Here is a 24157-nt window from a genome sequence, read left to right as displayed (position 1 = left end):
CCGGTAAATTCGAGACCCAGGAATCGACATGACCACGACTCAAGCCGCTCCCCAAGCCCACGTTAATCTTAGCAGCGCCGAACTGATCGAGCGCGCCGTGGCCCGTGGTGAAGGCCGCCTGTCGGCTAATGGTGCGCTGGTGGTAAACACCGGTCTGCGCACAGGGCGTTCACCGAAAGATCGCTATATCGTCGACGAGTCCTCTACTCGCGATAGCATCGACTGGGGAAGCGTGAACCGCCCGTTTGATGCTGAGAAATTTTCAGCGCTGTGGGCACGTGTAGAAGACTATCTGGGTAGCGGTGAGCACTTCGTAGCTGAACTGCATGTAGGCAGTGATAACACGCACTACTTACCCGTTCGTGTTACCACAGAAACGGCTTGGCAAAACCTGTTTGGCCGCACCATGTTTGTGCGCCCGCAGGCATACAACACAGCGGTTAAAGATGAGTGGACGATTCTGAACGCCGCGGGCTTTGAGTGTGACCCCAGCCGCGACGGCACCAACTCTGATGGCTGTGTCATTATTAACTTTGCCGAGCGCAAAGTATTGATTGCTGGTATGCGCTATGCCGGTGAAATGAAGAAAGCAATGTTCTCTGTGCAGAACTACTTGTTGCCAGAAGCTGATGTTCTGCCGATGCACTGCTCTGCGAACGTTGGTGAAGACGGCGAAACCTGTTTGTTCTTCGGCCTTTCAGGTACGGGTAAAACCACGCTTTCCGCTGACCAAGCGCGTTACCTGATTGGCGATGATGAGCACGCGTGGGGCGACGGTATCGTCTTTAACATGGAAGGTGGCTGCTACGCTAAGTGTATCGACCTTTCTGAGAAGAACGAGCCGGTTATCTGGAACGCGATTAAGTTTGGTACCGTGCTGGAGAACGTTGTTCTTGACGATCGTCGCGAGCCGGATTACGCCGACGACAGCCTGACTCAAAACTCTCGTGCCGCCTATCCGCTAGAGCACGTTGAAAAGCGTGTACCGGAGAACCTGGCTGGTGAGCCTAACGCTATCGTCTTCCTGACCTGCGATATGTCTGGCGTATTGCCGCCCGTATCGATTCTTTCCAAAGAAGCCGCCGCGTACCATTTCTTGTCAGGCTACACTGCGAAAGTGGGCTCTACCGAAATGGGTTCATCTGAAGGCTTGGCTGCCACATTCTCTACCTGCTTCGGTGCGCCGTTCTTCCCGCGTCCTGCGCGTGAATACGCCGATCTGTTGATCAAGCGGGTAGACAAAAAAGATGCTCAGGTTTATCTCGTCAACACCGGTTGGACAGGTGGTGCCTACGGCGAAGGTGGCTCACGTTTCTCTATCCCGACTACTCGCGCCATCATCAGTGCTATTCAGTCCGGCGTGCTGCGTGATGTTGAAACCCAGCACATCGACGGCCTGAACCTTCAAGTGCCTGTAGCCGTGCCGGGTGTCGACTCTAGCCTGCTCAATCCTCGCGAGACGTGGGCTGACCAAGATGCCTACGACCGTCACCTGCAAGATCTTGCCACTAAGTTCGTTGATAACTTCAAGAAGTTTGAAGGCGTTAACGCGGCAATTATCAAGGCAGGTCCGCAGTTAACCTGATATGTACGATAGGGTAAAGATTGTCAAACGTTTGAATAACTAATCGAACGTTTGGGCAGTCAAGTAGTCAAAACGGGACGGTGCTAAGGCGCCGTCCCGTTTTTGTGTCTATGTGCTTGACGTATTAAGGGGGAGTGCGCAAATGAAACGTCGTCACTTTTTGGGTCTTGCGGGACTAACGGGACTAACGGGACTGGCAGGTGCTCTTCCGGGCGTCTCGTTTGGCTTTCCGCGATTAGACCTTGAAGCAGCTCCTGGCCTTGAAAAGCTTGAATTAAGCGAAGAGGAATGGCGTGAACGCCTGACTGATGAAGCATTTTACGTGCTCCGCGAAGAGGGAACTGAGCGCGCCTTTTCAAGCCCCCTGGACGGAGAGGTTGGGGAAGGTGAGTACCGCTGTGCTGGGTGCGATCTTGTGCTTTTCACCAGCGCAATGAAGTATGACTCTGGCACCGGTTGGCCCAGTTTTTTCGAGCATGTTGAGGGCCACTTGTTAAGCAAGTTGGATTTCAAGCTGGTGTGGCCACGTACAGAGTATCACTGTGCGCGCTGCGGCGGTCATCAAGGTCATGTCTTTGGTGATGGCCCAGAGCCTACCGGTTTGCGTTGGTGCAACAACGGTGTAGCGTTGCGGTTTGTGCCTGCATAAAACACTATCCGCGGGTGCCTCGTTTGCTAGTCCCTCGCAAGACTCGTTACACCGCGCTACAGGGATGCAACCATTGAACTCAGTGGGATTGTAGCGCGTGGTAAGCGAAGCGCACCCGCGAGGGCAGCTTCCCCATCGTGGCCAATTCATGCCAGCATCGTGCGATTGTGGTACCTTGTCGGCACCTCGAATGCTGCATGAGTTAGTTGCACGTTATGGATGTCAAACAACGTATTATTTCACGCTTAGCCACTGAGCTAAACGTACGGCCTGAACAGGTCTCCGCCACGGTAGAGCTTCTGGATGGTGGCGCTACCGTGCCGTTTATTGCTCGTTATCGTAAAGAGGTAACGGGTGCCCTCGATGATATTCAGCTGCGCCAACTGGATGAGCGCCTGCGCTATTTGCGCGAGCTGGAAGAGCGCCGTGAAGCCGTACTAGCGGCTATCGATGAGCAAGGCAAGCTGGATGCCACGCTAAAAGCAACGATTCAGGCAGCTGAGACGAAGCAGCGCCTAGAAGACTTATACCTACCGTTTAAGAAAAAGCGCCGCACGAAAGCGCAAATTGCCCGTGAAGCGGGCTTAGAGCCACTGGCGGATGCCCTGTTGGCCAGTCCGCAGCTTAATCCCGAAAGCGAAGCCGCGCAGTACCTGCGCTCTGCAGAAGGCGATATTCCAGCCATTGAAGATGCCAAAGCCGCCCTTGATGGTGCTAAGCAAATTCTCATGGAACGCTTCGCCGAAGACCCTGAACTTATTGGCCGGTTGCGTGAACGGTTATGGCAAGAGGGCGAATTAAGTGCCCGCGTGCTAGATGGCAAGCAGCAGGAGGGCGCAAAGTTCTCTGACTACTTCGAACATGACGAGAAACTGGCCAAGGTGCCATCTCACCGTGCGCTTGCTATGTTCCGTGGTCGCAACGAAGGTATTCTAAGTCTGGCGATTCGTCTGCCTGGCGAAGAGGACGCGCCAATTCATCCGGCCCAGGTCGCCATTGCCAAACAAGTGGGTATTAGCGATGAAGGCCGCCCCGCCGACAAATGGTTGAGCGAAGTAGTGCGCTGGACGTGGCGTGTAAAGCTCTATACCGCGCTTGAAACCGAGCTGTTGGGTCGCCTGCGCGAGCAGGCAGAGTTAACCGCTATCGAGGTGTTTGCCGCCAACCTGAAAGACCTTTTGCTGGCAGCACCTGCAGGGCAAAAAGTGACGCTCGCGATTGACCCGGGCCTAAGAACCGGCTGCAAGGTTGCGGTGGTGGATGCGACCGGTCAATTTATCGACCAAGCGACGATTTACCCTCATGCGCCGCAGAATCGCTGGGACGAATCGCTCAATGTGCTCGCTAAACTGGTTAAACAGCATGGCGTTCAACTCGTTGCTGTTGGCAATGGTACTGCCAGTCGCGAAACCGACAAGCTGGCAGGTGATCTGCTGAAGGCGTTAGCGCCCGAACATCGTTTAAGTAAAGTCATGGTGTCTGAGGCCGGTGCGTCGGTTTACTCCGCGTCGGAATACGCCTCTCGCGAGCTGCCAGATCTTGATGTCACCGTACGCGGCGCCGTCTCTATTGCTCGCCGCCTGCAAGACCCGCTTGCAGAACTGGTGAAAATCGAGCCGAAATCTATCGGTGTTGGTCAGTATCAGCACGATGTCTCCCAGGTGCAGCTGTCGCGTAGTCTAGAAGTCGTGATAGAAGACTGTGTTAACGCAGTCGGTGTGGATCTCAATACGGCATCTAGCGCATTGCTTTCACGTGTTGCTGGGCTAAGTGCTGCCATTGCTGAAAATATTGTTGCCCAACGCAACGTTAAAGGTGCCTTCACAAGCCGTAAAGAGCTGTTGGAAGTCAGCCGCCTTGGGCCAAAGACGTTTGAGCAGTGTGCTGGTTTTTTACGCATCAGCAACGCCGAAAATCCGCTGGATGCCAGCGCCGTTCACCCAGAGGCTTATACGCTGGTAGAGCGTATTGCCAAGCAGAATAGTCGAGATATAAAAGGTCTGATTGGTGATAGTGCAACGCTAAAAGCACTGAAACCCGCCGACTTCGCTGATGAGCGTTTTGGTGTTCCTACCGTCAGCGATATTCTCAAAGAGCTAGATAAGCCAGGACGCGACCCGCGCCCTGAGTTTAAGGCGGCTGAATTCCGTGAAGGCGTCGAAACGCTCAAAGACCTGAAGCTGGGCATGGTACTGGAAGGTACCGTCACCAACGTGACCCACTTCGGTGCCTTTGTAGATATTGGCGTTCATCAAGACGGGCTCGTGCATATTTCAGCGCTCTCTGACCGCTTTATCGATGACCCCCGCAGTGTAGTAAAAGCAGGCGATATCGTTACCGTTAAGGTGATGAGCGTGGATATCCCCCGCAAGCGGGTAGGGCTTTCAATGCGTTTGGATGATGAGCCAGAGCAGGCGCAAGCCGCTTCAAATTCCACTAACGACGAGCCCCGTAAGCCTGCGCGTAGTCAGCGGTCGGCCAGTTCTGGACAGAACGGTCGTGGTCAACGCCAGGGAGGAAAGTCCAGCGAAGCAGCGGCACCAATGGGCGCGCTCGGCGCAGCACTGCTTAAAGCAAAGCAGGGCAAATAGTCGCGCGTCTTGAATATTTAATGGTTGCCGCCATATCCTGCTGTCTATTCTCGGTAAAAAACGTGATAAACCGCATGGCGATGCCAGCTGATTTCAACAAGGCCTGCTTTAAGCAGGCCTTACTAACAAGGAGTGTTCACCTTGTCTGAACCTCTCACTGTGCCATCCACACTGACCGCCCAGGTTGAGCGTTTGCTCCCTAGCGCGCGTTTAGGGCGTCTAGGCCGCCTGCGTCGCGGGGTGGAAAAAGAGGGCCTACGCGTTGACGCCAACGGCCATATTGCTCAAACGCCGCACCCTTACGCGCTGGGTTCAAAGCTAACCCATCCACATATCACCACTGACTACTCCGAAGCGCTATTGGAGTACATCACACCGGTGTATTCAGAGCCAAAAGAGGCGTTGGCATTTTTATCAGACCTGCACACGTTTACCTATCACCACTTGGAAAATGAGTGGATTTGGCCAGGCAGCATGCCGTCTCGGCTTTCCGGCAACGATAGCGTACCGATTGCTGACTACGGCAGCTCCAATGTGGGCACCATGAAGCATGTCTATCGTAAAGGGTTGGATGTGCGCTACGGGCGTATAATGCAGGCTATCGCCGGGGTGCATTACAACGTATCGCTACCCGATGATATGTGGCATGCCCTGCGTGAGCTTGAAAAAGCCACCAATATTCCTTTTAACGATTATCGCTCTACGCGTTATTTCGGCATGATTCGACACTTTCGTCGTCATAGCTGGCTGCTGCTCTACCTATTCGGCGCATCGCCCGCCATCGACAAAAGCTTCCTGCCAACTGGCACAGTGCCTGAAAAACTGCAGTCGTTGAGCGACGACACCTATTACGCCCCCTATGCGACCACGCTACGTATGTCGGATTTGGGCTATCAGAATAAAGTGCAGTCGCAGCTTAAAATCTGCTTTAACTCGTTGTCCAACTACGTCAACACCCTGCGGCATGCTATTTCCACTCCGTGGCCAGACTACGAAAAGCTGGGCGTGAAGAACGGCGACGAGTGGCAACAGTTAAACGCCAATATTTTGCAGATTGAAAACGAATACTACAGCGATATTCGCCCTAAACGAGTCGCCAAGCACAACGAAACACCCAGTCAAGCCCTGGAAGCGCGTGGGGTAGAGTACATCGAAGTACGCTGTTTGGATCTTAATCCATTCGACCCACTAGGTGTCACCGAGGCTCAGATGCGCTTTGTTGATACCTTCTTAATGTGGTGTCTATTAAGCGATAGCCCGTGGATTTCAGACGAAGAGTGCGACCGCTTAGACGACAATCGCCGTTTTGTCGTTGAGCGTGGGCGTGACCCAGCGCTGAAGCTGATCCATGACGGCAAAACGACGACGGTGAAGGAGTGGGGCGAGCAGATTTTTGCGGAAATGGCCGAAGTAGCACGCCTGTTGGATGCGGTAGAAGAGGGCGCTCCCCATGCGTCAGCACTCGCTGAGCTAGCGCCGCGGCTGAAAGACCCTTCTCTAACCCCCTCAGCGCAACTGCTGGCGCGCCTGGAAGCCGGTAATGGCTCGCTCAGCGATACGCTGTTGCAATTGGCTCAAGAGCAAGCTGACAAGCTTAAATCCACGCCCATGCTACGTTCTCGTGAAGCACTGCTTGCTCAGTTGATCGAAACCTCGCACCAACAGCAGCACGATATCGAAGAAGCCGATCAAGAGAGCTTTAGTGAGTTCCTAAGTGCTTACTTTGCCAAAGCGCGTGAATCCAGAGCGCTGTCTGCTATTTCACCAGAGGATGGTCAATGACATCATTAGCAGTTCGCCCTATCGCGTTAGCGGGCTTCGCCTTTTGTGTTCTGATGATGGCGGTAGCCTTGGGGCTTGAGCATATTATGGGGTTGGAACCCTGCCCGTTGTGTATTTTTCAGCGGGTCGCGGTGATTGCCGCAGGGCTAGTGCTAGGTATCGCTGCCCTGCACAACCCAAGTGGCAAAGTAGGCAAAGCTATCTACGGTTTGCTGAGCTTGGCCGCAGTAGGTACCGGTGCTTTTGTTGCCGGAAGGCATGTATGGCTTCAAGGCTTGCCCGCTGACGAAGTGCCGACCTGTGGCCCAGGCCTTGAGTACATGATGGATATCTTGCCGATGCAAGAAGTGGTTGCCATGGTGCTTACCGGCTCTGGTGAGTGTGCTGACATTGATTTCATGTTCTTAGGCCTGTCGCTGCCTGCATGGACCTTGATCGGCTTTTTATTGCTCGCCATTGCGCCTCTGCGTATTCTGTGGTCTTTAAAAACATAGTCTGTAAAAACATGGTCTGTAAAAAAGAGTTAAATAAGTGGTATGGTTTACGTTAATCGTTTGGCCTCATTTAATTAAGTAAACCGTACCCGCTAGGATTGACAGGTGTCCACGGACGCGCGAGTCTAGCTCAGTTGAAGACGGCTATCTGTAAGGAGAAAGCCCCATGCTCGAAGATTGCAAAAATGCCCTGGAGCGCTGGGGGGGCGTGCACAGTTTGATTGATCGCTGGCTTGATCAGCGCCGTTCGCTGTTAGTCAGCTTCATTGAGCTGCAAGAAGCCTGTGACGCCGAATTAGAGGCGATTAGCAAAGCACGAATTGACACCTTTAGTGAGTTGTTGATGGACTACATCAGCGCTGGGCACTTCGAGATTTACCCCCAGCTTGCTGAGGAAGCAAAGGCATTCGACGATGAGAGTGCGCTACAAATCGCGGCAAAGCTCCTTGAGCGCTTAGAAATGTCAACGGCCATGGTGCTGGAGTTCGATGAAGACTTCGCCTCACCGGTACGCTGTCAGCAGAATCTAGTGCGTTTACCCGCCTGGATTGACCGCTTAGCGAAAGGCTTGGCAGAGCGCTTCGCCCTAGAAGACCAGCTAATCGCCCGCCTGCACGCCGCCCACAGCCCTCAGCAGATGAAGTCACCAGCGTAGCGCTTTGCGCTGCCCCGCGGGTGCGCTTCGCTTACCACGCGCTACAACCCCTGTGAATTCAGTATGTTTTGTAGCGCGGTGTAACGAATCTTGCGAGGCTCGAGCAAATGAGGCACCCGCGAATGGTGCCCCGGCCCCGTCTGCTATGCAGCCTCACTTCTCACTCTTCTCACTGCTCACCTATCACGCCTTAGCTTGCCGCCTATCACTAGCATGCAGGGGGTTAATAAGAGTGTCAGGGCGGTGGCGAAAGTGAGGCCGCCGGCAATCGCGCTGGACATTTGTGTCCACCACTGAGCCGAAGGGGCATTGAAACCTAGCGCGGGTGCGAAAAGATTAACGTTGATTCCCAGCACCATCGGCATTAACCCCAGCACGGTGGTAATGGCGGTGAGAAGCACTGGGCGTAAGCGCAGGGTGCCTGCTTCTAGTGCCGCTTCGGTTGGGGGCATGCCTTGGCCGCGCAGCTCGTTGTAAGTGTCGATCAAAACGATATTGTTGTTAACGACAATACCTGCCAGGGCGATAATGCCCATGCCCACCATGACAATACCAAACGCTTGGCCAGTAATGAGCAGCCCCATCAAAACCCCCGCAGTGGAGAACACAATGGCCGATAGCACCAGTGCTGCTTGATAGTAGCTATTGAATTGAGTTACTAGAATCAGCGCCATTAGCCCAATCGCGATCAAGAAAGCGCTAATCAAGAACTGCATGGATTCCTGCTGATCTTCTTGTTCACCCGCCACATTAACCATCAAACTATCGTCAAGTTGGCTTTGGCCTGCCTCTAGTAGCGCTCGCAACCGCTCGTCCGCTAAATAGCCGGGTGCTAAATCTGCCTCAACGGTAATCGCACGGCGTCCATCAATGCGATTCAGAGTGCCTACTTTGGGGGCAGGTGTAATGTCTACAAAGTGAGCAATAGGCACTTGGCCTCGCGGGGTGTTAATCGTCAGTCGTTCAAGCTGGTTGAGCGTGCGCCAGTGTTCCGGTAAGCGCACACGAATATCCACCTCATCAGTAACGGTGGGCGGGCGGTAGTTGGCAACTTGAAGGCCAGTGGTGAGTAGCTGTACGGCACTACCAATGGTAGTGATATCGGTGCCCATGCGGGCAGCGGCTTCACGATTAACCTTTACCTGCCATTCGACTCCCGGCAGGCTGCGGTTATCCTGGATGTCGGTAAAACCGCCTAGCTCGTGCATTAGTGCCGTAATCTGGTCAACACCAGCATTTGCGATATCGGGATCGGTGGCGCTGACTTCAAGCAGAATAGGTTTGCCGCCGCCAGGCCCCATCTCCTGCTCGCGAAACTCTAGCGTAATCCCCGGTAGATCTTGAGTGCGCTCGGCCATGTCAGCCAAAATCGTGCGGGCAGGGCGGCGCTGATACCAGTCGACAAACTGAAACTGCAACATCCCGATCACATCATTGCCCATTTGCTGGTTGGGCACCGCAAAAGAGCGTGCATAAAGGGCTTCGACTTCTCCCATGCTGCCCAGTCGGCTTTCCACCCGCTTCAGGATGGTGTCGGTTTCTTCAGCGGAAAAATCGCCTCGGGCACGTACCAGTACCTGCGCGCTGTCCGGCTCTACGCTGGGGAAGAAATCAACGCCATGATTAAAACGAGCATAGCCGGTATAAATCAACCCAATTAACAGCACCGCAAACACGAGCACCCAAGCGGGATGCTGCAGCAAACGCCCGAGCACGCGGCGGTAGCCGCGCCCAAGTGACGTGCTTTCGTCGACCGGGCCTGCCCCCGCAGTCGCTGTATGGGATGTGCGGGTAAACAATCGACCCAGGGTAGGCAAAAACACCAGTGCCATGGCTAGCGACGCAAGGAGGCATAAAATGACAGTGGCAGGCAGGTACTTCATAAACTGGCCTACCACGCCTGGCCAAAACAGCAGCGGTATAAATACCGCAAGCGTTGTCGCGGTAGAGGCAATAACCGGCCAGCTCATACGTGTTGCGGCATTCAGCCAAGCCTGGTGGGGAGACTGCCCCTCATGCAGGTGTCGATCAGCGAGCTCGCTGACCACAATCGCGCCATCCACTAGCATGCCAGCCACTAAGATCAGCGCAAATAGCACCACGATGTTGAGCGTAAAGCCAAATGCCCAAACCAGAAGAATGCCGGTTAAAAACGCGCCGGGTATGGTCAGGCCTACCAGCAGCGCCATGCGCCAACCCATAACGGCTACGACAACAATTAATACCAGCACCACTGCGGTGAGCACGTTATTTAACAGCTCAGAAAGCATGTTTTGAACGGTAACCGATTCGTCCAAAATCGTGGTAATACGCAGCTGTTCCGGCAGTAGGTCACCTGCCTGGGCAAAGCGCTCTCTTACTGCGTCAATGGTGGCGATGATGTTCGCCCCAGCGCGTTTGGAAATTTCCAGCACTACGGCTGGCTGGCCGTCGATGCGGGCAAATCCTTCGGGATCTTTGTAGGTCGGTAAAATCCACGCAACATCACCAAACGTAACCACTTGGTCGCCGTCAACTTTCACCGGCATGTCCATGACATCGTTTAACGATTCGATAATGCCCGGCACTTTTAGTGCTAGCCGTCCGGCGCCGGTATCCAAGCTGCCCGCAGCAACTAGGCGATTATTGCGTGAGATTTGATTAAACAGCGTATCAAAATCAACGCCATAACTTTCCAGTACCAGTGGGTCAACGACAATTTCGAGTAAGTCCTCGCGGTCGCCAGCAATATCGACCTCTAGAACGTCGGCAATGCCCTCTATTTCCTCTTTTAAGCGACGCGCAATGGTTACCCGTTCTCGAGTATCCAACTCGCCGGAAAGGCCAATGCTCAATACCGGAAACTCAGAGACGTTAACCTCCATGACCCGAGGCTCGTCCGCTTCATCCGGTAAGCTACTGCGGGCGATATCCACGCGTTCGCGTACATCAGAAAGCGCGGTGTCCGGATCAAAGCCAGGGTCAAACTCCAGCGTTACCGACCCATGACCCTCGCTCGACTGGGCGGTAAATTTGCGCAGCCCTTCGATTCCACGCAGCTCCTGCTCCATTGGGCGAACTAGCAGGCGCTCGCCATCTTCCGGGCTAACGCCTTCCAGCGAAAGCGAGACGTAAATAATCGGGATAGTGACGTCTGGATTGGCTTCCTTGGGAATCATCTGCCAGGCAGTTGTACCCGCCAGCAGCAGGCCAACCAGGAGCAGCAGGGTGGTTCGCGTGTGGGTTAGCGCCGCATTAATCAACTGACGCATGACCACCTTCCTGGGTAGACACTGGTGTTACGGTGTCGCCTGGGTTGACCAAACCTGCGCCGAGGGTGATCAACTGCACGGAGCTGGGTAGGCCAGTAACGTAGGCGCGTTCGGTATCAGCACTGACCAATTCAATCGCCGTTTGGGCAACGCGGTTATTCTCAACAACATGCTTGATGGCTAATTGACCCTGCTCATTCAGATTAAAGAGAGCAGGCGATAGAGTATGCACCTGTCGAGGTGGCAGCGTTATGGTGAATTCAGCGCTACTGCCTGCTAGGCGTTGCCTGTCTGGATTGTCGAGCGTTACTTCGATATAGAATGTGCGAGTGGCTTCTTCTGCACGACTACTAATGTAAGACACTTCGCCGGAAAGCGACTGGCCATTGAGCAGTCGCGCGGTGACAGGTAAACCAACGCTTAACTCGCCGATTTGCTGTTGAGCCACCCAAGCGGTGCCGATTAAGCGCCGATCGTCGATCAGTCGTGCCCACTCTTCGCCTGGTTGCAGCAAGTCGCCAAGTTCAACCTGGACGCGGTCCAGCACGCCTTCAAAGGGTGCCGTTGGGCGGGTATCGCTTAACTGCTTTTCCAACTGAGCTACTTGGGCTGCGCTGGCGCTTAAGGCACTTTGCAGGCGCAGCAATTCTGGCTGAGAAATTAGCTCACGACGACGCAAATTTTGGGCGCCGGCGAACTCCGCTTCAGCAAGCGTTAGCTCATCACGTGCCTGCTGAAGGCGCTGGGGTAGCGCGTCATTGTCCAGTACCAGCAGTGTCTCGCCTCGGCTGACGGTTTCTCCTTGGGCCACCGGTTTTTCTGCGACATAGCCAGTTACATTGGCGCGCAGCAGTGTTTCTTTTTCAGCAGTTAGCTGGCCTTGCAGCACGTGCTTAGGAATATAGGGCGCGCTCTGCTGGGTCATCACCTCTACACGAGGTGTTGCGTCGCGTTCAGTGGCATCTACATCAGGTGGACTGCTTTGGAAACGTTGGAAATCGCCAACCGCTAGCCATATCACAAGCGCCAGAACCAGCAGGCTAGCAAGCGCGTAAGAGTAGGGGATTCGTCGCATGGGGTAGTTATATCCGTATTAACCCAAAAAAATCACACAAGGCAAGTCATGCTGAAGGGTATGTCATACTAAGAGTTAAGGCTTACTGACCGACACACCATAGCGCAACTGGCGTCTGGCAGCGAGTACCAAGCCGCTGAGAGAATGGGTAGTAGTCTCATGTATGATTGAGTTTTTGCACATCTGGGCATACCATCTTTGCGTCTTGAGTTCTGTCGTCCCACTCTCAGGCGAGAACCCACCCTAGGCGAACCATCAAGGAGCAATGATGAAAGATCCAGTACGTATTGCGATTACCGGCGGTGCCGGCCAGATCAGCTACTCTCTTATTTTCCGCATCGCCGCTGGCGATATGCTGGGGCCGGATCAGCCAGTCATTCTCCAGCTTCTCGAAATTCCCCAAGCCATGGACGCCCTGAATGGCGTTGTCATGGAAGTGAACGACTGTGCTTTCCCGCTGGTACAAGACATCGTTGCCACTGATGATCCGAACGTTGCCTTCAAAGATGCCGATTTCGCCTTGCTGGTAGGTGCACGTCCGCGTGGCCCGGGTATGGAGCGTAAGGATCTGCTGGAAGCCAACGCCGCGATCTTCTCTGTACAAGGTAAAGCGCTGAACGATCATGCTAGCCGTGACGTGCGCGTGCTCGTTGTCGGTAACCCGGCTAACACCAACGCATTGATTGCTTCTTGCAATGCGCCGGACCTCGATGCAGGCCAGTTCACTGCGATGACGCGTTTGGACCACAACCGTGCGCTGACGCAGCTGGCTCAGAAAACCGGCAAGCACGTTACCGACGTCGACAGCATGATTATCTGGGGCAACCACAGTGCTACTCAGTACCCGGATCTGGCGCAGTGCAAAGTAGACGGCAAAGCCGCCTTCGATCTGGTCGAGCGTGACTGGTACGAAAACGACTTTATCCCGACAGTACAGCAGCGCGGTGCGGCGATTATCAAAGCACGCGGCGCATCTTCTGCAGCATCTGCGGCGTCTTCAGCCATTGATCACATGCGTGATTGGGCGCTGGGTTGCGATGGCATCGTTAGCATGGCGATCCCGTCTGACGGCAGCTACGGCATTGAAGAAGGCATCATCTACTCCTACCCAGTGCGTTGTCAGGGTGGCAAGTATGAAATCGTTCAAGGCTTTGAGTTGGACGCGTTCAGCAAAGAGAAGATGCAGGCCACTGAGAAAGAACTGCGTGAAGAGCGCGCAGCCGTTGAGCACCTGCTCGGCTAAGCACGCTGGCTAGCGTGCTTTGAGCTGTTCTAAAAGCTGTTCTTAGAATAATGCTCAGTAATACAAAACCCCGCAAGCTAAGTGCTTGCGGGGTTTTTTATTGGGCGGCTGCGCAGCTCGCGGGTGCCTCATTTGCTCGTTCCTCGCAAGATGCGTTACCACGCGCTACGTTTGCAACGTACTGAATTAACGGGTTAGTAGCGCGGCGTAAGCGTCAGCGCACCCGCGGGGCAGTGCCATAATCGTTCGCGGGTGCCTCATTTGCTCGTTCCTCGCAAGATGCGTTACCACGCGCTACGTTTGCGACGTATTGAATTGACGGGTTTGTAGCGCGGCGTAAGCGTCAGCGCACCCGCGGGGCAGTGCCATAATCGTTCGCGGGTGCCTCATTTGCTCGTTCCTCGCAAGATTCGTTACCACGCGCTACGTTTGCAACGTATTGAATTAACGGGTTTGTAGCGCGGCGTAAGCGTCAGCGCACCCGCGGGGCAGTGCCATGGTCGTTCGCGGGTGCCTCATTTGCTCGTTCCTCGCAAGATGCGTTACCACGCGCTACGTTTGCAACGTATTGAATTAACGGGTTTGTAGCGCGGTGTAAGCGTCAGCGCACCCGCGGGGGCAGTGCCATGGTCGTTCGCGGGTGCCTCATTTGCTCGTTCCTCGCAAGATGCGTTACCACGCGCTACGTTTGCAACGTATTGAATTAACGGGTTTGTAGCGCGGCGTAAGCGTCAGCGCACCCGCGGGGCAGTGCCATAGTCGTTCGCGGGTGCCTCATTTGCTCGTTCCTCGCAAGATTCGTTACCACGCGCTACGTTCGCAACGTATTGAATTAACGGGTTTGTAGCGCGGTGTAAGCGTCAGCGCACCCGCGGGGCAGCTGGCTCAATCTCGCAGGCTCATAATGCGCCATTGGCGTTCTTCGGCCACCTTGCGCAGGGTGTCGTCGGGGTCGACGGCAACTGGGTGCTCTACCTGTTCAAGCAGGGGAAGGTCGTTGTGGGAGTCGCTGTAAAACCATGCGCCGTCCATGGTGAGCTCTTGGCCCTCTAACCATTGCTTTAAGCGAGTCACTTTGCCTTCGCGGTAGCTGGGAGTGCCCGCTACTCGGCCGGTATAGCGGCCGTCTACTATTTCTGGGTCAACTGCAATCAAGTCATCCACGCCCAAACGATTGGCGATCGGGGCCGTAATAAAGCGATTGGTGGCGGTGATGATCAGTAGAGTATCGCCTTTCGTGCGGTGCCGAGCCAGCAGCTCTTCTGCTTTAGGCAAGATATTCGGTTCGATTTTGCTGACCATAAACTGCTGATGCCAAGCGGCTAACTGTTCCGGCGTATTTTCAGCCAGTGGCTTCAATGCCATTTCCAAAAATGCCGCCATGTCTAACGTGCCCGCATTGTAGTCCGCCATAAAGCGCTCATTGGCCTCGCGGTAGGCAACTGGGTCAACTGCCCCCTGTTCGAGCAAAAACTCGCCCCAGGCATGATCGCTGTCGATGGATATCAGCGTATTATCCAAATCGAAAATGGCCAGACTCACGGCGCTCCCCTTATGGTGTTGGTTAATGGTGCTGCTCGTTAGCTCAGAATGAACGTCAGTAACGGTTTGCAAAGCGGCGGATTATCGCAGAGTCACCATGGTTTAACCACTTAGGGTGATATTGTATTGATACGCTTGTCTCCCTTGTGGAAAAATGGGGACAACTGAAAATTTATAAGGTGATGTCCGTGATCGACGCTGACGGCTTTCGCCCCAATGTTGGCATCATTATTGCCAACAGCCAGGGGCAGCTGCTTTGGGCGCGTCGTGTAGGGCAAAACGCGTGGCAGTTTCCCCAGGGAGGCATCAAGGCAAACGAAACACCACATCAAGCGCTTTTTCGTGAGCTTTTTGAGGAGATCGGTCTAACCGCCGACGATGTCGATATTGTCGCCTGTACCCGGGGATGGCTGCGCTACCGTCTGCCACGACGCATGATTCGCACCCACTCGCGGCCGGTTTGTATCGGCCAGAAGCAGAAGTGGTTTTTACTCAAGATTCGCTGCCAAGAAAATCGAATCTGTATGACGGCAACGCCTAAACCCGAGTTCGATGGTTGGCGGTGGGTAAGTTACTGGTATCCACTGGGGCAAGTGGTGCCGTTCAAACGAGAGGTATATCGGCGCGCGCTACGGGAGCTTTCTCCTCGCGTTCAGCGTTTGGCGCAACAAGATCACGATGGATAACGTGCGCTCCACTGTTCAAAGGAAACGGTTCGAAGGACACAGTGACAGCTGGCCGAAAATCCCTCAGCGAGGCAAATAATAGTGAATAGGAAAACGTCCATGCTTGAGGTGCTGCGACGCGTTATTCAAGAAGTGAATGGCGCACGAAACCTCGACGCCGCGCTGTCAACGATGGTACGCCGCATACGAAAGGCCATGCAGACGGATGTGTGCTCCTTCTGTTTATACGATAAGGAGCTTGAGTCGCTTGTATTGATGGAGACGATTGGCCTTCGCACGCAAGCGGTAGGCCGCGTTGTGCTACCGCTAGGCGAGGGTCTGGTAGGTCTAGTGGCTAAGCGCAGCGAGCCGCTTAATTTAGAAGATGCGCAAACCCATCCTCATTTTCGTTATTTTGAAGCAACTGGCGAAGAGCGTTACTCAAGCTTCTTAGGGGTGCCGATTATCCATCAGCGCCTCATGCTGGGCGTTTTGGTCGTGCAGCAAGCCGAAAAACGTCAGTACGACGACGAAGATGAAGCTTTTCTGGTCACCATGGCCGCTCAGTTGGCAGGCGTGCTGGCTCACGCGCTCGCTACCGGCAACCTGGCTCGCCCTGCGCTGCCCGGTGGCCAGGCCATGTTCAAAGGCGTGGCGGCTTCTCCAGGAATGGCGATGGGGGAGGCGGTGGTGATCACGCCGCCTGCTGACCTGAACAGCGTGCCTGATCTTATTCCTAGCGATCAAGATTACGAAGTCGCACGGCTAAAAGAAGCCATTGGCAAAACGCGCGATGAAATCCGCGCAGCGGCAGAGCGCTTGGTTAACCGTATTTCTTCCCAAGAGCTGGCGCTGTTTGATGTTTATCAGCAAATGCTTGGCGAAGCGGCGCTCTCCGAAGAAGTGGAAAAGCGTATACGTGAAGGGCAGTGGGCACCTGGCGCGTTGGCCGACGTAGTGCGCCGCCATGTGCAATACCTTGAGCGCGTCGACGACGATTACTTGCGTGAGCGCGCGGCGGATATTCGTGATCTCGGCCGTCGTGTGTTGGCGCATCTTCAAGAAGACACGCCTTCCACCCCAGAAACCTACCCAGAAAATGCCATTCTGGTAGGTGATGAAATTAGCGTTGCCATGCTGGGAGAAGTGCCAAGAGACAAGTTAAAGGGCTTGGTATCCGTGCGTGGTTCGAGTACCTCCCATGTTGCTATTGTTGCCCGGGCTATGGGGATTCCGACGGTGCTTGGGATGGTGGGTCTCCCGCTGCCGCGTTTAAACGGCGCCCCGGTAGTGCTTGATGGCCACCGAGGGCGGTTGTTTGTGCGACCAGCGCCAGAGTTAAGAGCCCGTTATGAAAGTCTGATTGCTGAAGAAGCGGCGCTGAGTGAGTTGCTGGAGCACGAACAAGACTTGCCCAGCGAAACGCCAGATGGCCATGCCATGCCGCTGATGGTAAACACCGGGCTGGCGGTTGATGCCTCGGCGCTGCTGAAAAGCCGTATCGGCGGCGTAGGCCTATACCGCACCGAAGTGCCCTTTATGATTACCGAGCGCTTCCCTGGTGAGAAAGAGCAAATGCGCATGTACCGCGAGCAGTTAGAAGGCTTTGCGCCACTGCCGGTGGTGATGCGAACGCTGGATATCGGTGGCGATAAAGACCTTCCCTATTTTCCCATTGAGGAAGCTAATCCATTCTTGGGTTGGCGGGGAATGCGGGTCACTCTCGATCATCCAGAGGTATTGATGGTACAGCTGCGTGCCATGCTGAAAGCATCGCATGACTTGAATAATCTCTACGTACTCTTCCCGATGATTACCAATGTGGAAGAGGTGGACGAAGCGATTCGTCTGTTGGATCGTGCCATTTTAGAGCTTGGCGAAGAAGGTATTGGCGTCGAACGGCCCAAAGTGGGCGTGATGATTGAAGTGCCTGCGACTATTTATCAAATGGATGCGCTGGCGAAACGGGTCGATTTCTTCTCGGTGGGCAGTAACGATCTAACGCAGTATTTGCTCGCGGTGGATCGCAATAATCCTCGCGTATCTAGCCTGTACGATGCGCTGCACCCAGCGCTGCTGGGCGCGCTGCAAGAACTCGCTCAGGATGCCACTCGGCTAGAAAAGCCTATATCGCTTTGCGGCGAATTAGCGGGTGATCCTGCTGGTGCGCTGCTATTAATGGCGATGGGATTTACCAGCCTGTCTATGAATGCTCCTAGTTTGCCGAGGGTGCGGGCCGCTATTCGCCGAGTGCCAATGCATGATGCACAAACGCTGCTCAAGGAGATCATGGATCTGGATACTCCAGCGTTAGTACATGAGCATCTCAATCAACGTATGGATGAGTGGCAGCTCTCACACTTGATGCCGCCACGAGATTAATGCCGTGGCTAATTTATTGGCAGAGGGCATGGTGTCGTCAACGTAGTTTCTCCCTCAAAATGACCGAGTGGCCCAAACCGCTGCTCGGTTATCTCCACTTCCCCTTGGTTGTTTAGCGTTAACCAAGTGGTTGCCCGTGTGCCGTAGTGTTCACCCACAATAAACGCAGCAGAGAGCTGGCGCTCCAGCGTTAAACCCACCCCAGTATCCGGTAATTCTTCATCAGGTGCGGTTTGCGAATTATGCAGCGCATGTTGCGTCGCGCTCTGCCACTGTTCGTCGGCGCTGTTTAACAAGGCGTCGCGAACCAGGTTCAGTTTTGGCCAGGGGGTATTCAGAGTGGCATTGGACAAGCCATGAACTCCAGGGGGCACGCTGGTCAGTAATACCCCATGGCGACCACGGTGCAGATGCCACATGCGATGTGGTGTCGCAACCAATAGATTAAACCCGGCATAGCGATGCGCGGTCGTGCGCTCTTTCGCTTTAAGCCATGCTTCGACATCGTCACTTTGTAACACGCTAGCAACAAGTTCGCCTCGGCTGGGCGCGTTGATTGGTGTTGCCAGTGCGGGGTCACGCACATTGGTCAATGCTGCGACAACGCCTTGGGAGTTGGCGGCTAGCCACGTACCACCGGCTTCTAAGTCGCGCCCACCCAGTACGGCGGTGTGTTCTTCCCAATGAGCAAGAGGCGCAGTGGGCCGCTGGTGGAATTCATCTCGGTTGCCTGCCAAGCGTAACGGTGTAGAAGAGCCAGGGGACCAAGAAAAGGTAATTAAGCACATAGGTAAGGCTCACGAAGAGTAACGGAAACCCAATTAGCCAGTTTGGCATGACAGTATTGAGGCGTAGACATACACTTAACATTAATATAAATATGCTTAGCCATGCTATGGCTGCCAACATGTTAAGGCGCAACATTAAAGAAGCCACCTAGGAAGGCGCATACTATGCAACGCTATCAGCGAGAGCACTTCTGGAATGCGATTGTCTGGCCTACTCTGTGGCCTCTTTTACTCGTTCAGGCGGCCTTGGTACTGCTTTGTGTGCTGGTAGGGCTGGTGGTCTGGGGGCTTTCCCCTAGTCAAACGTCATGGAGCACCACCCTATGGTTGACTCTTGCGTTGCTGCTGGGCAGTTGTTTGAATGTTGGCGTTTTTTTGATGCTGGTTAAAAGTCGCGCAAAGCAAGAAGACACCAGTTGCATGCAAGAGCTGGCCGAGTTAGAGCGTCAAACAGCCCAATTGGTTGATCGACAAGCGGAGCATGCTCATTCGCAGACGGAAGACGTCGGGGAAGGGCTGCCACTTAATCGCTTAGCGATGGTCAATCAGCGGTTGGCGGATGTCATTCGCGCAGGCGAGGATAATCAGTATCTAGCTTCTTCAAGCGAGCCATTTCGATCTGATCAAACCTTGCTTGATGACCTGCATCACCAGCAAAAACAGTTGAAGCACCTCATCGCTGGGCGTGACCGTGCGCGGGAAGAGTCTCGTTTGAAGTCTGGTTACCTAACGCTACTTCAGCGTGAAGCCGACAGTCTGTTTGATCAATTGGGCGAAATGTTGCAGATGGATAATTCAGAAACAAGTTTTCAAAATATTACTCACGTGCGAGAGCGGTTGGCGGATATACGCGCACTGCTTACTAACTTTGTTCAGCAAAGTGCCAATGAAACAGATGGTTATGAGCAACTGCTACCGACTGACCGCAAATTGCGTATTCTGGTGGTAGATGATGGCCCCGTTAATTTAATGCTGGCGCGCCAAATGCTCGAAACCCAGGGGCTTCAGGTAGATGGCGTCAGCAGTGGGGAGCAGGCTTTGGACTGCCAGCAAACGGTTTCTTATGATCTCGTGTTTATGGATATCTTTATGCCGACCTTAGATGGGCTAGAAACAGCACGTCGCTGGCGAGCCTTTGAGCGTCTGAGTGGCGGCCAGCAACGCAGTGTCTTGATTGCTCTCACCGCGAACGTTGATAGCGCTGGTCATGGCGCTTATAACGCTGCCGGTATAGATGACGTGCTAGCGAAGCCCTACAAGCCCGAAACACTACTCAGTATGATTACTAAGTGGGTGCCCAGCGCGAATAACCAAGTGCAGAATAAATGACCGTATTGAGTATTTTAGCTGGGTATTTGTTGCTAGGCGCAGTGGCAGGCACTATGGCTGGTCTGTTTGGAGTAGGGGGCGGTTTAATTATTGTGCCTGCGCTTGTTTTTGCATTTGGCCTACAGGGAGTTGCTCCTGAAATTGCCATGCATCTTGCCGTAGGCACCTCACTGGCGACGATCGTCGTCACCGGGGCTTCGTCAGCATTAGGGCACTTCCGAAAAGGTAGTATTCATAAGCCATGGTTCATGGCGCTATTACCCGGGCTTATGCTGGGGGCTATCGGTGGTGTGTTTATCGCGGATAACCTTTCGGGCACCGTTTTGGGAACGTTATTCGGGGTGTTTGTATTGCTGCTAGCCACCAGAATGGTGTTTGGCCTTTCGCCAAAGCCCGGTAGTTCGCCGCCAGGGAATGTTGCAATGACCATTGCTGGCGGCGTAGTGGGCGTTATATCAGCACTGTTTGGTATTGGTGGAGGCGCAATGACAGTGCCTTGGCTTTCACGATGTGGTGCAAGCATGACCCAAGCAGTGGGAACCTCTGCCGCCTGTGGCTTACCAATAGCAATGGTGGGTGCGTTAACGTTTATTGTTGTGGGGTGGGGTAATCCGCTCCTTCCCCAATGGGCGACCGGCTTTGTTATGTGGCCCGCCTTTATCGGCATTGTGCTAACCAGTGTACCTTTTGCACGGCTTGGCGTTCGTCTGGCGCATGTGCTTCCAGCCACTGTGTTGAGGTTTGCATTTGCAACGCTATTGGCCGTAGTGGGCTTGCGCTTCATATTGGCGTAATTCACTTATGCCACGCTGCTGTTTTCTTCCTGTTTGCTTTAGAGATTCTCGATGATTAATTATCCAACGATCGATCCGGTAGCGATTTCACTTGGCCCGCTGCAGGTTCATTGGTACGGCTTAATGTATGTGGTGGGGTTTGTGGCGGCATGGTGGCTAGGGTGTAAGCGGGCGCCACGTATTGGGCTTACAAAAGATGATATCGGTGATTTGCTTTTTTACTGCGCCATTGGTGTGGTGGTGGGGGGGCGATTAGGGTACGCACTGTTTTACGGCCTAGGGCAGTGGACGGCTGACCCGCTATGGGTGTTCCGCGTATGGGATGGCGGCATGAGTTTCCATGGTGGTTTATTAGGGGTGCTGCTTGCGGCATGGCTATTTGCACGTCGTAAACAACTGGCGTTTTTCACTCTCGCTGACTTCATTGCCCCGCTGGTACCCATTGGTTTAGGTGCTGGGCGAATTGGTAATTTTATCAACCATGAGTTGCCGGGCGGGGTAACGTCGCTACCGTGGGGCATGCCATTTCCTGGTATGGGGCCAGAGCCACGCCACCCTTCAGCGCTTTACGAAGCCTTTCTGGAAGGTATCGTACTGTTTGTCATTCTGTGGTGGGTATCTGCCAAGCCGCGCGCCAGGGGATTTGTCTCCGGCTTATTCCTGCTAGGCTATGGTGTCTTCCGCTTTATGGTTGAATTTGTACGTATGCCGGATGCCCACATTGGCTATCTCGCCTTTGGCTGGTTCACCATGGGCATGCTGCTCACACTCCCGATGATTGCGTTAGGCCTCGTTTTTATCGCCTGGTCGCGTAATCAGCCTATTGATGCCAAGGTGTAGAAGGTGAGTAGTGAGTAGTGAGTAGTGAGTAGTGAGTAGTGAAGAGTGAGTGGCAGGAATGCTTCTGGCTGCCTGATGCTTACGCGTATAGAATATCTACCCAAATTGATTTTTAATCTGGAATTTCTGTGACTGCAATAACGCCCATGCCGAAAGAAGCGCTAGAACAGCCGTATCTCGACCTAATGCGCACCGTAATGGAGCAAGGCGTTGATCGGAATGATCGCACTGGTGTTGGTACACGCTCAGTGTTTGGTCATCAAATGCGTTTCGACCTCTCCCGTGGTTTTCCGCTGCTTACCACTAAAAAGCTACACCTGCGCTCTATTATTCATGAGCTGCTGTGGTTTCTTAAAGGTGATACCAATATCGGGTATCTCAAAGAGCATGGCGTACGCATCTGGGACGAGTGGGCCGATGAAAACGGTAATCTTGGTCCGGTCTATGGTTATCAGTGGCGCAGTTGGCCGAGCCCCAGTGGCGGTAGTGTCGACCAGATTTCAAATGTGTTGGAGCAGATTCGTACGACGCCTCAGTCACGGCGACTGATTGTTTCAGCCTGGAATCCAGGTCAAGTTGATGAAATGAAATTGCCGCCTTGCCACTGCTTGTTCCAGTTTTATGTGGCCAATGGGCGTCTCTCGTGCCAGCTTTACCAGCGCAGTGCGGATATTTTCTTAGGTGTGCCATTCAATATTGCAAGCTATGCGTTACTGCTCAGTATGGTGGCGCAGGTAACTGGCCTGGAGCCTGGTGAGTTTGTACATACGTTGGGTGATGCCCATCTTTATAGCAATCACCTAGAGCAGGCTCAGGAGCAGTTGAGTCGCACGCCTAAAGCGTCTCCGCGTCTGGCGCTTAATCCTCAGGTAACCAATCTGTTTGATTTCACCTTTGACGACATCAGCATCGAAGAGTATGAATCGCATCCCCATATCAAAGCCGAGGTGGCAGTATGAGTCAGCAGCATGCTTATGACCCCCTGGTGCCGATAGCGATGATTGTGGCGATGGCCAAAAACCGGGTGATTGGGGTTGAAGGTAAGTTACCTTGGTACCTACCTGAAGACCTTAAGTTCTTCAAACGCATGACCCAGGCCAAGCCGCTTGTGATGGGGCGTAAAACCTATGCATCAATAGGCAAACCGCTGCCCAATCGGCTCAATATTGTAGTAACCCGTGATACAAACTTTGCTGCCGAAGGCGTGCGGATATGTCATGAGCTACCCGCAGCATTGGCATTGGCCGACCAACAGGCCACCATTGAGGCCGCCGAAGAAATTATGGTGATGGGAGGGGGGGAAATTTATCGACAAGCGCTTCCTCATGCCCAGCGCCTCTATATCACTGAAGTGGATATTGATGTCGATGGTGATGCTGTTTTCCCCGAGCTCTCTATGGAAGAGTGGCAGGAAGTTCAGCGTGTAGCGGGCAAGCCAGCAGAAGGGCAGCCTCAATACGACTTTGTAGTCTATGAGCGGATCGCCGACTGATCAGCGCAAAGAAGGAGGGGGTATGGCCGCACCAGTACTGGATCTGCTAGAAACTTTGGAAACGCACCTTGAGCAGACCAAAGCCGCACTGAACGCGTTGCGTGAAGAGAACGAAATGCTCAAACGGCAGTTGGCGAGCCAAGTGCCGCAGACTCAGCCACCTTCGCAGCCGCTGCAAGGCCCGGCTCAGTGTGATGCACCTGCCGCTGAGCCGTCGGCGGCAGATGTAAAGCCTTCCGACTCACAAGTGATCAGCGAAACCCGCGCTGCGGAAACAGCGCCACAGCCGCCTTCTCCTCAAGCGCTGCTGAACCAGTGGTATAAACGCTACCCGCACGCCTTTTTTACTGGCCATACTAAACCGCTGAAAGTGGGTATTCATCAAGATTTAGCCCAGCGAGAACCCTGGTCGGGGAAGTTGATACGCCGAGCATTAGCTAACTATGTGAACCTGCCACGCTATGTGAAATCCATGCGAGAAGGTGCTGAGCGAATTGACTTGGATGGCAATCCCGCAGGTAAAGTCGATAAAGAAGCGGCGCGACATGCTAGCGATCGGCGAAAAGATAAGTCAGACAGCAATGCATCAAAGCAAGCACCGTCTTCAGACCATAGAAAGCCGCAGCAATCATCAGGGCAAGCATCAAAGCAAACATCAAGACAGGCACCAGGAGATGCTGTTCCCACGCCTGTAAAGGCGCATGAGCAGAGAGGGGAAGGTGAGAAGGCGGAAGCATTTGAAACAACAAAGTCACTTAGCTTAGAGGATAAATTAAGAGGACTTCAGCAAAAATTTACAGGCCGCTGAGACCAATCAGTTGCCCATGGGTTCCTTAAAAAAATACAAATCGTAAAGAAACACTGTTTTTTTCTATTGCGTTCACTGGAATCCCAGTATAGAGTTTGACCTGCGAGCATTGGACTATAACAAGGCTTAGTTGAGGACATGCCGCATACCGCCGGGAAAAACCGGAGGATGGCATAAAGAGCATGGCCCGCA

At 53.9% G+C, this 24157-nt stretch carries 19 protein-coding genes; 15 read left to right on the top strand and 4 right to left on the bottom strand.

Translation table 11 applies throughout. From position 1 onward, the window contains the following. The first annotated feature begins 28 nt into the window (after positions 1–28). The 6 genes from NF683_RS20940 to rsd all read left to right on the top strand — a co-directional run bounded on the left by NF683_RS20940 (position 29) and on the right by rsd (position 7756). Positions 29–1585: a phosphoenolpyruvate carboxykinase gene (locus tag NF683_RS20940; RefSeq protein WP_253920898.1), complete on the top strand. Its 1557-nt coding sequence runs from the start codon at positions 29–31 to the stop codon at positions 1583–1585. A gap of 142 nt (positions 1586–1727) precedes the next feature. Continuing rightward, entirely contained in the window at positions 1728–2234 is a 507-nt protein-coding gene (gene msrB / locus NF683_RS20935; protein WP_253920897.1) for a peptide-methionine (R)-S-oxide reductase MsrB, read from the top strand. 215 nt (positions 2235–2449) lie between these two features. Continuing rightward, positions 2450–4825 (top strand): Tex family protein, encoded by a 2376-nt coding sequence (locus NF683_RS20930; protein WP_253920896.1) that lies wholly within the window; start codon positions 2450–2452, stop codon positions 4823–4825. 141 nt (positions 4826–4966) lie between these two features. Next, positions 4967–6607 (top strand): glutamate--cysteine ligase, encoded by a 1641-nt coding sequence (gshA, locus tag NF683_RS20925; protein ID WP_253920895.1) that lies wholly within the window; start codon positions 4967–4969, stop codon positions 6605–6607. Next, on the top strand, positions 6604–7101 hold the full coding sequence (locus NF683_RS20920; protein WP_038486044.1) for a disulfide bond formation protein B: 498 nt from the start codon (positions 6604–6606) through the stop codon (positions 7099–7101). Before gshA ends, NF683_RS20920 begins: the two co-directional genes overlap by 4 nt. A 166-nt stretch (positions 7102–7267) precedes the next feature. Further along, positions 7268–7756, top strand: a complete 489-nt coding sequence (gene rsd / locus NF683_RS20915; RefSeq protein WP_089037433.1) for a sigma D regulator — start codon at positions 7268–7270, stop codon at positions 7754–7756. Positions 7757–7932: 176 nt separating this feature from the next. On the opposite strand, the gene NF683_RS20910 is transcribed toward rsd, so the two are convergent. Further along, positions 7933–11007: an efflux RND transporter permease subunit gene (locus tag NF683_RS20910; RefSeq protein WP_253920894.1), complete on the bottom strand. Its 3075-nt coding sequence runs from the start codon at positions 11005–11007 to the stop codon at positions 7933–7935. Beyond that, positions 10991–12082 carry an efflux RND transporter periplasmic adaptor subunit gene (locus tag NF683_RS20905; protein WP_253920893.1) on the bottom strand — a complete coding sequence of 364 codons (1092 nt, stop codon included), beginning with the start codon at positions 12080–12082 and terminating at the stop codon, positions 10991–10993. The genes NF683_RS20910 and NF683_RS20905 overlap by 17 nt, the downstream gene beginning before the upstream one ends. A gap of 268 nt (positions 12083–12350) precedes the next feature. Between NF683_RS20905 and NF683_RS20900 the strand changes: the two genes are divergently transcribed. After that, positions 12351–13325: a malate dehydrogenase gene (locus tag NF683_RS20900; RefSeq protein ID WP_038486035.1), complete on the top strand. Its 975-nt coding sequence runs from the start codon at positions 12351–12353 to the stop codon at positions 13323–13325. An 885-nt stretch (positions 13326–14210) separates the two neighbouring features. On the opposite strand, the gene NF683_RS20895 is transcribed toward NF683_RS20900, so the two are convergent. Next, positions 14211–14867 carry a histidinol-phosphatase gene (locus tag NF683_RS20895; protein WP_253920892.1) on the bottom strand — a complete coding sequence of 219 codons (657 nt, stop codon included), beginning with the start codon at positions 14865–14867 and terminating at the stop codon, positions 14211–14213. A gap of 188 nt (positions 14868–15055) precedes the next feature. Between NF683_RS20895 and NF683_RS20890 the strand changes: the two genes are divergently transcribed. Next, positions 15056–15553: an RNA pyrophosphohydrolase gene (locus tag NF683_RS20890; RefSeq protein WP_038486029.1), complete on the top strand. Its 498-nt coding sequence runs from the start codon at positions 15056–15058 to the stop codon at positions 15551–15553. A 99-nt stretch (positions 15554–15652) separates the two neighbouring features. After that, positions 15653–17914 carry a phosphoenolpyruvate--protein phosphotransferase gene (gene ptsP, locus NF683_RS20885; protein WP_253920891.1) on the top strand — a complete coding sequence of 754 codons (2262 nt, stop codon included), beginning with the start codon at positions 15653–15655 and terminating at the stop codon, positions 17912–17914. Between the two features lie 8 nt (positions 17915–17922). On the opposite strand, the gene NF683_RS20880 is transcribed toward ptsP, so the two are convergent. Further along, positions 17923–18702: an NRDE family protein gene (locus tag NF683_RS20880; RefSeq protein WP_089037438.1), complete on the bottom strand. Its 780-nt coding sequence runs from the start codon at positions 18700–18702 to the stop codon at positions 17923–17925. 165 nt (positions 18703–18867) lie between these two features. Between NF683_RS20880 and NF683_RS20875 the strand changes: the two genes are divergently transcribed. The 6 genes from NF683_RS20875 to NF683_RS20850 all read left to right on the top strand — a co-directional run bounded on the left by NF683_RS20875 (position 18868) and on the right by NF683_RS20850 (position 23965). Next, on the top strand, positions 18868–20031 hold the full coding sequence (locus tag NF683_RS20875; protein ID WP_253920890.1) for a response regulator: 1164 nt from the start codon (positions 18868–18870) through the stop codon (positions 20029–20031). Next, on the top strand, positions 20028–20825 hold the full coding sequence (locus NF683_RS20870; protein WP_253920889.1) for a sulfite exporter TauE/SafE family protein: 798 nt from the start codon (positions 20028–20030) through the stop codon (positions 20823–20825). Before NF683_RS20875 ends, NF683_RS20870 begins: the two co-directional genes overlap by 4 nt. Before the next feature lie 51 nt (positions 20826–20876). Next, the gene (gene lgt / locus NF683_RS20865) at positions 20877–21665 is read left to right on the top strand and encodes a prolipoprotein diacylglyceryl transferase (RefSeq protein WP_253920888.1); all 789 of its coding nucleotides are present in this window, start codon (positions 20877–20879) and stop codon (positions 21663–21665) included. Between the two features lie 128 nt (positions 21666–21793). After that, on the top strand, positions 21794–22624 hold the full coding sequence (locus NF683_RS20860) for a thymidylate synthase (protein ID WP_456362352.1): 831 nt from the start codon (positions 21794–21796) through the stop codon (positions 22622–22624). After that, complete coding sequence (locus NF683_RS20855; RefSeq protein ID WP_089037443.1) at positions 22621–23157, top strand: dihydrofolate reductase; 537 nt, start codon at positions 22621–22623, stop codon at positions 23155–23157. Before NF683_RS20860 ends, NF683_RS20855 begins: the two co-directional genes overlap by 4 nt. A gap of 22 nt (positions 23158–23179) precedes the next feature. After that, on the top strand, positions 23180–23965 hold the full coding sequence (locus tag NF683_RS20850) for a ProQ/FINO family protein (RefSeq protein ID WP_089037444.1): 786 nt from the start codon (positions 23180–23182) through the stop codon (positions 23963–23965). Positions 23966–24157 lie beyond the last annotated feature (192 nt).

Origin of the sequence: Halomonas sp. MS1 (assembly GCF_024182575.1) — a bacterium.
In the GTDB taxonomy this organism is placed as follows: Bacteria; Pseudomonadota; Gammaproteobacteria; order Pseudomonadales; family Halomonadaceae; genus Vreelandella.
The sequence above is the reverse complement of the archived record's forward strand: the minus strand, read 5'-3'. Positions and strand labels throughout refer to the sequence as shown.

What these genes read in the sequence shown, in the direction of transcription:
- NF683_RS20940 (WP_253920898.1), top strand. Translation starts at nt 29, where the DNA reads ATGACCACGACTCAAGCCGCTCCCCAAGCCCACGTTAATCTTAGCAGC.
- msrB (WP_253920897.1), top strand. Translation starts at nt 1,728, where the DNA reads ATGAAACGTCGTCACTTTTTGGGTCTTGCGGGACTAACGGGACTAACG.
- NF683_RS20930 (WP_253920896.1), top strand. Translation starts at nt 2,450, where the DNA reads ATGGATGTCAAACAACGTATTATTTCACGCTTAGCCACTGAGCTAAAC.
- NF683_RS20920 (WP_038486044.1), top strand. Translation starts at nt 6,604, where the DNA reads ATGACATCATTAGCAGTTCGCCCTATCGCGTTAGCGGGCTTCGCCTTT.
- rsd (WP_089037433.1), top strand. Translation starts at nt 7,268, where the DNA reads ATGCTCGAAGATTGCAAAAATGCCCTGGAGCGCTGGGGGGGCGTGCAC.
- NF683_RS20910 (WP_253920894.1), bottom strand. Translation starts at nt 11,007, where the DNA reads ATGCGTCAGTTGATTAATGCGGCGCTAACCCACACGCGAACCACCCTG.
- NF683_RS20905 (WP_253920893.1), bottom strand. Translation starts at nt 12,082, where the DNA reads ATGCGACGAATCCCCTACTCTTACGCGCTTGCTAGCCTGCTGGTTCTG.
- NF683_RS20900 (WP_038486035.1), top strand. Translation starts at nt 12,351, where the DNA reads ATGAAAGATCCAGTACGTATTGCGATTACCGGCGGTGCCGGCCAGATC.
- ptsP (WP_253920891.1), top strand. Translation starts at nt 15,653, where the DNA reads ATGCTTGAGGTGCTGCGACGCGTTATTCAAGAAGTGAATGGCGCACGA.
- NF683_RS20880 (WP_089037438.1), bottom strand. Translation starts at nt 18,702, where the DNA reads ATGTGCTTAATTACCTTTTCTTGGTCCCCTGGCTCTTCTACACCGTTA.
- NF683_RS20875 (WP_253920890.1), top strand. Translation starts at nt 18,868, where the DNA reads ATGCAACGCTATCAGCGAGAGCACTTCTGGAATGCGATTGTCTGGCCT.
- NF683_RS20870 (WP_253920889.1), top strand. Translation starts at nt 20,028, where the DNA reads ATGACCGTATTGAGTATTTTAGCTGGGTATTTGTTGCTAGGCGCAGTG.
- lgt (WP_253920888.1), top strand. Translation starts at nt 20,877, where the DNA reads ATGATTAATTATCCAACGATCGATCCGGTAGCGATTTCACTTGGCCCG.
- NF683_RS20855 (WP_089037443.1), top strand. Translation starts at nt 22,621, where the DNA reads ATGAGTCAGCAGCATGCTTATGACCCCCTGGTGCCGATAGCGATGATT.
- NF683_RS20850 (WP_089037444.1), top strand. Translation starts at nt 23,180, where the DNA reads ATGGCCGCACCAGTACTGGATCTGCTAGAAACTTTGGAAACGCACCTT.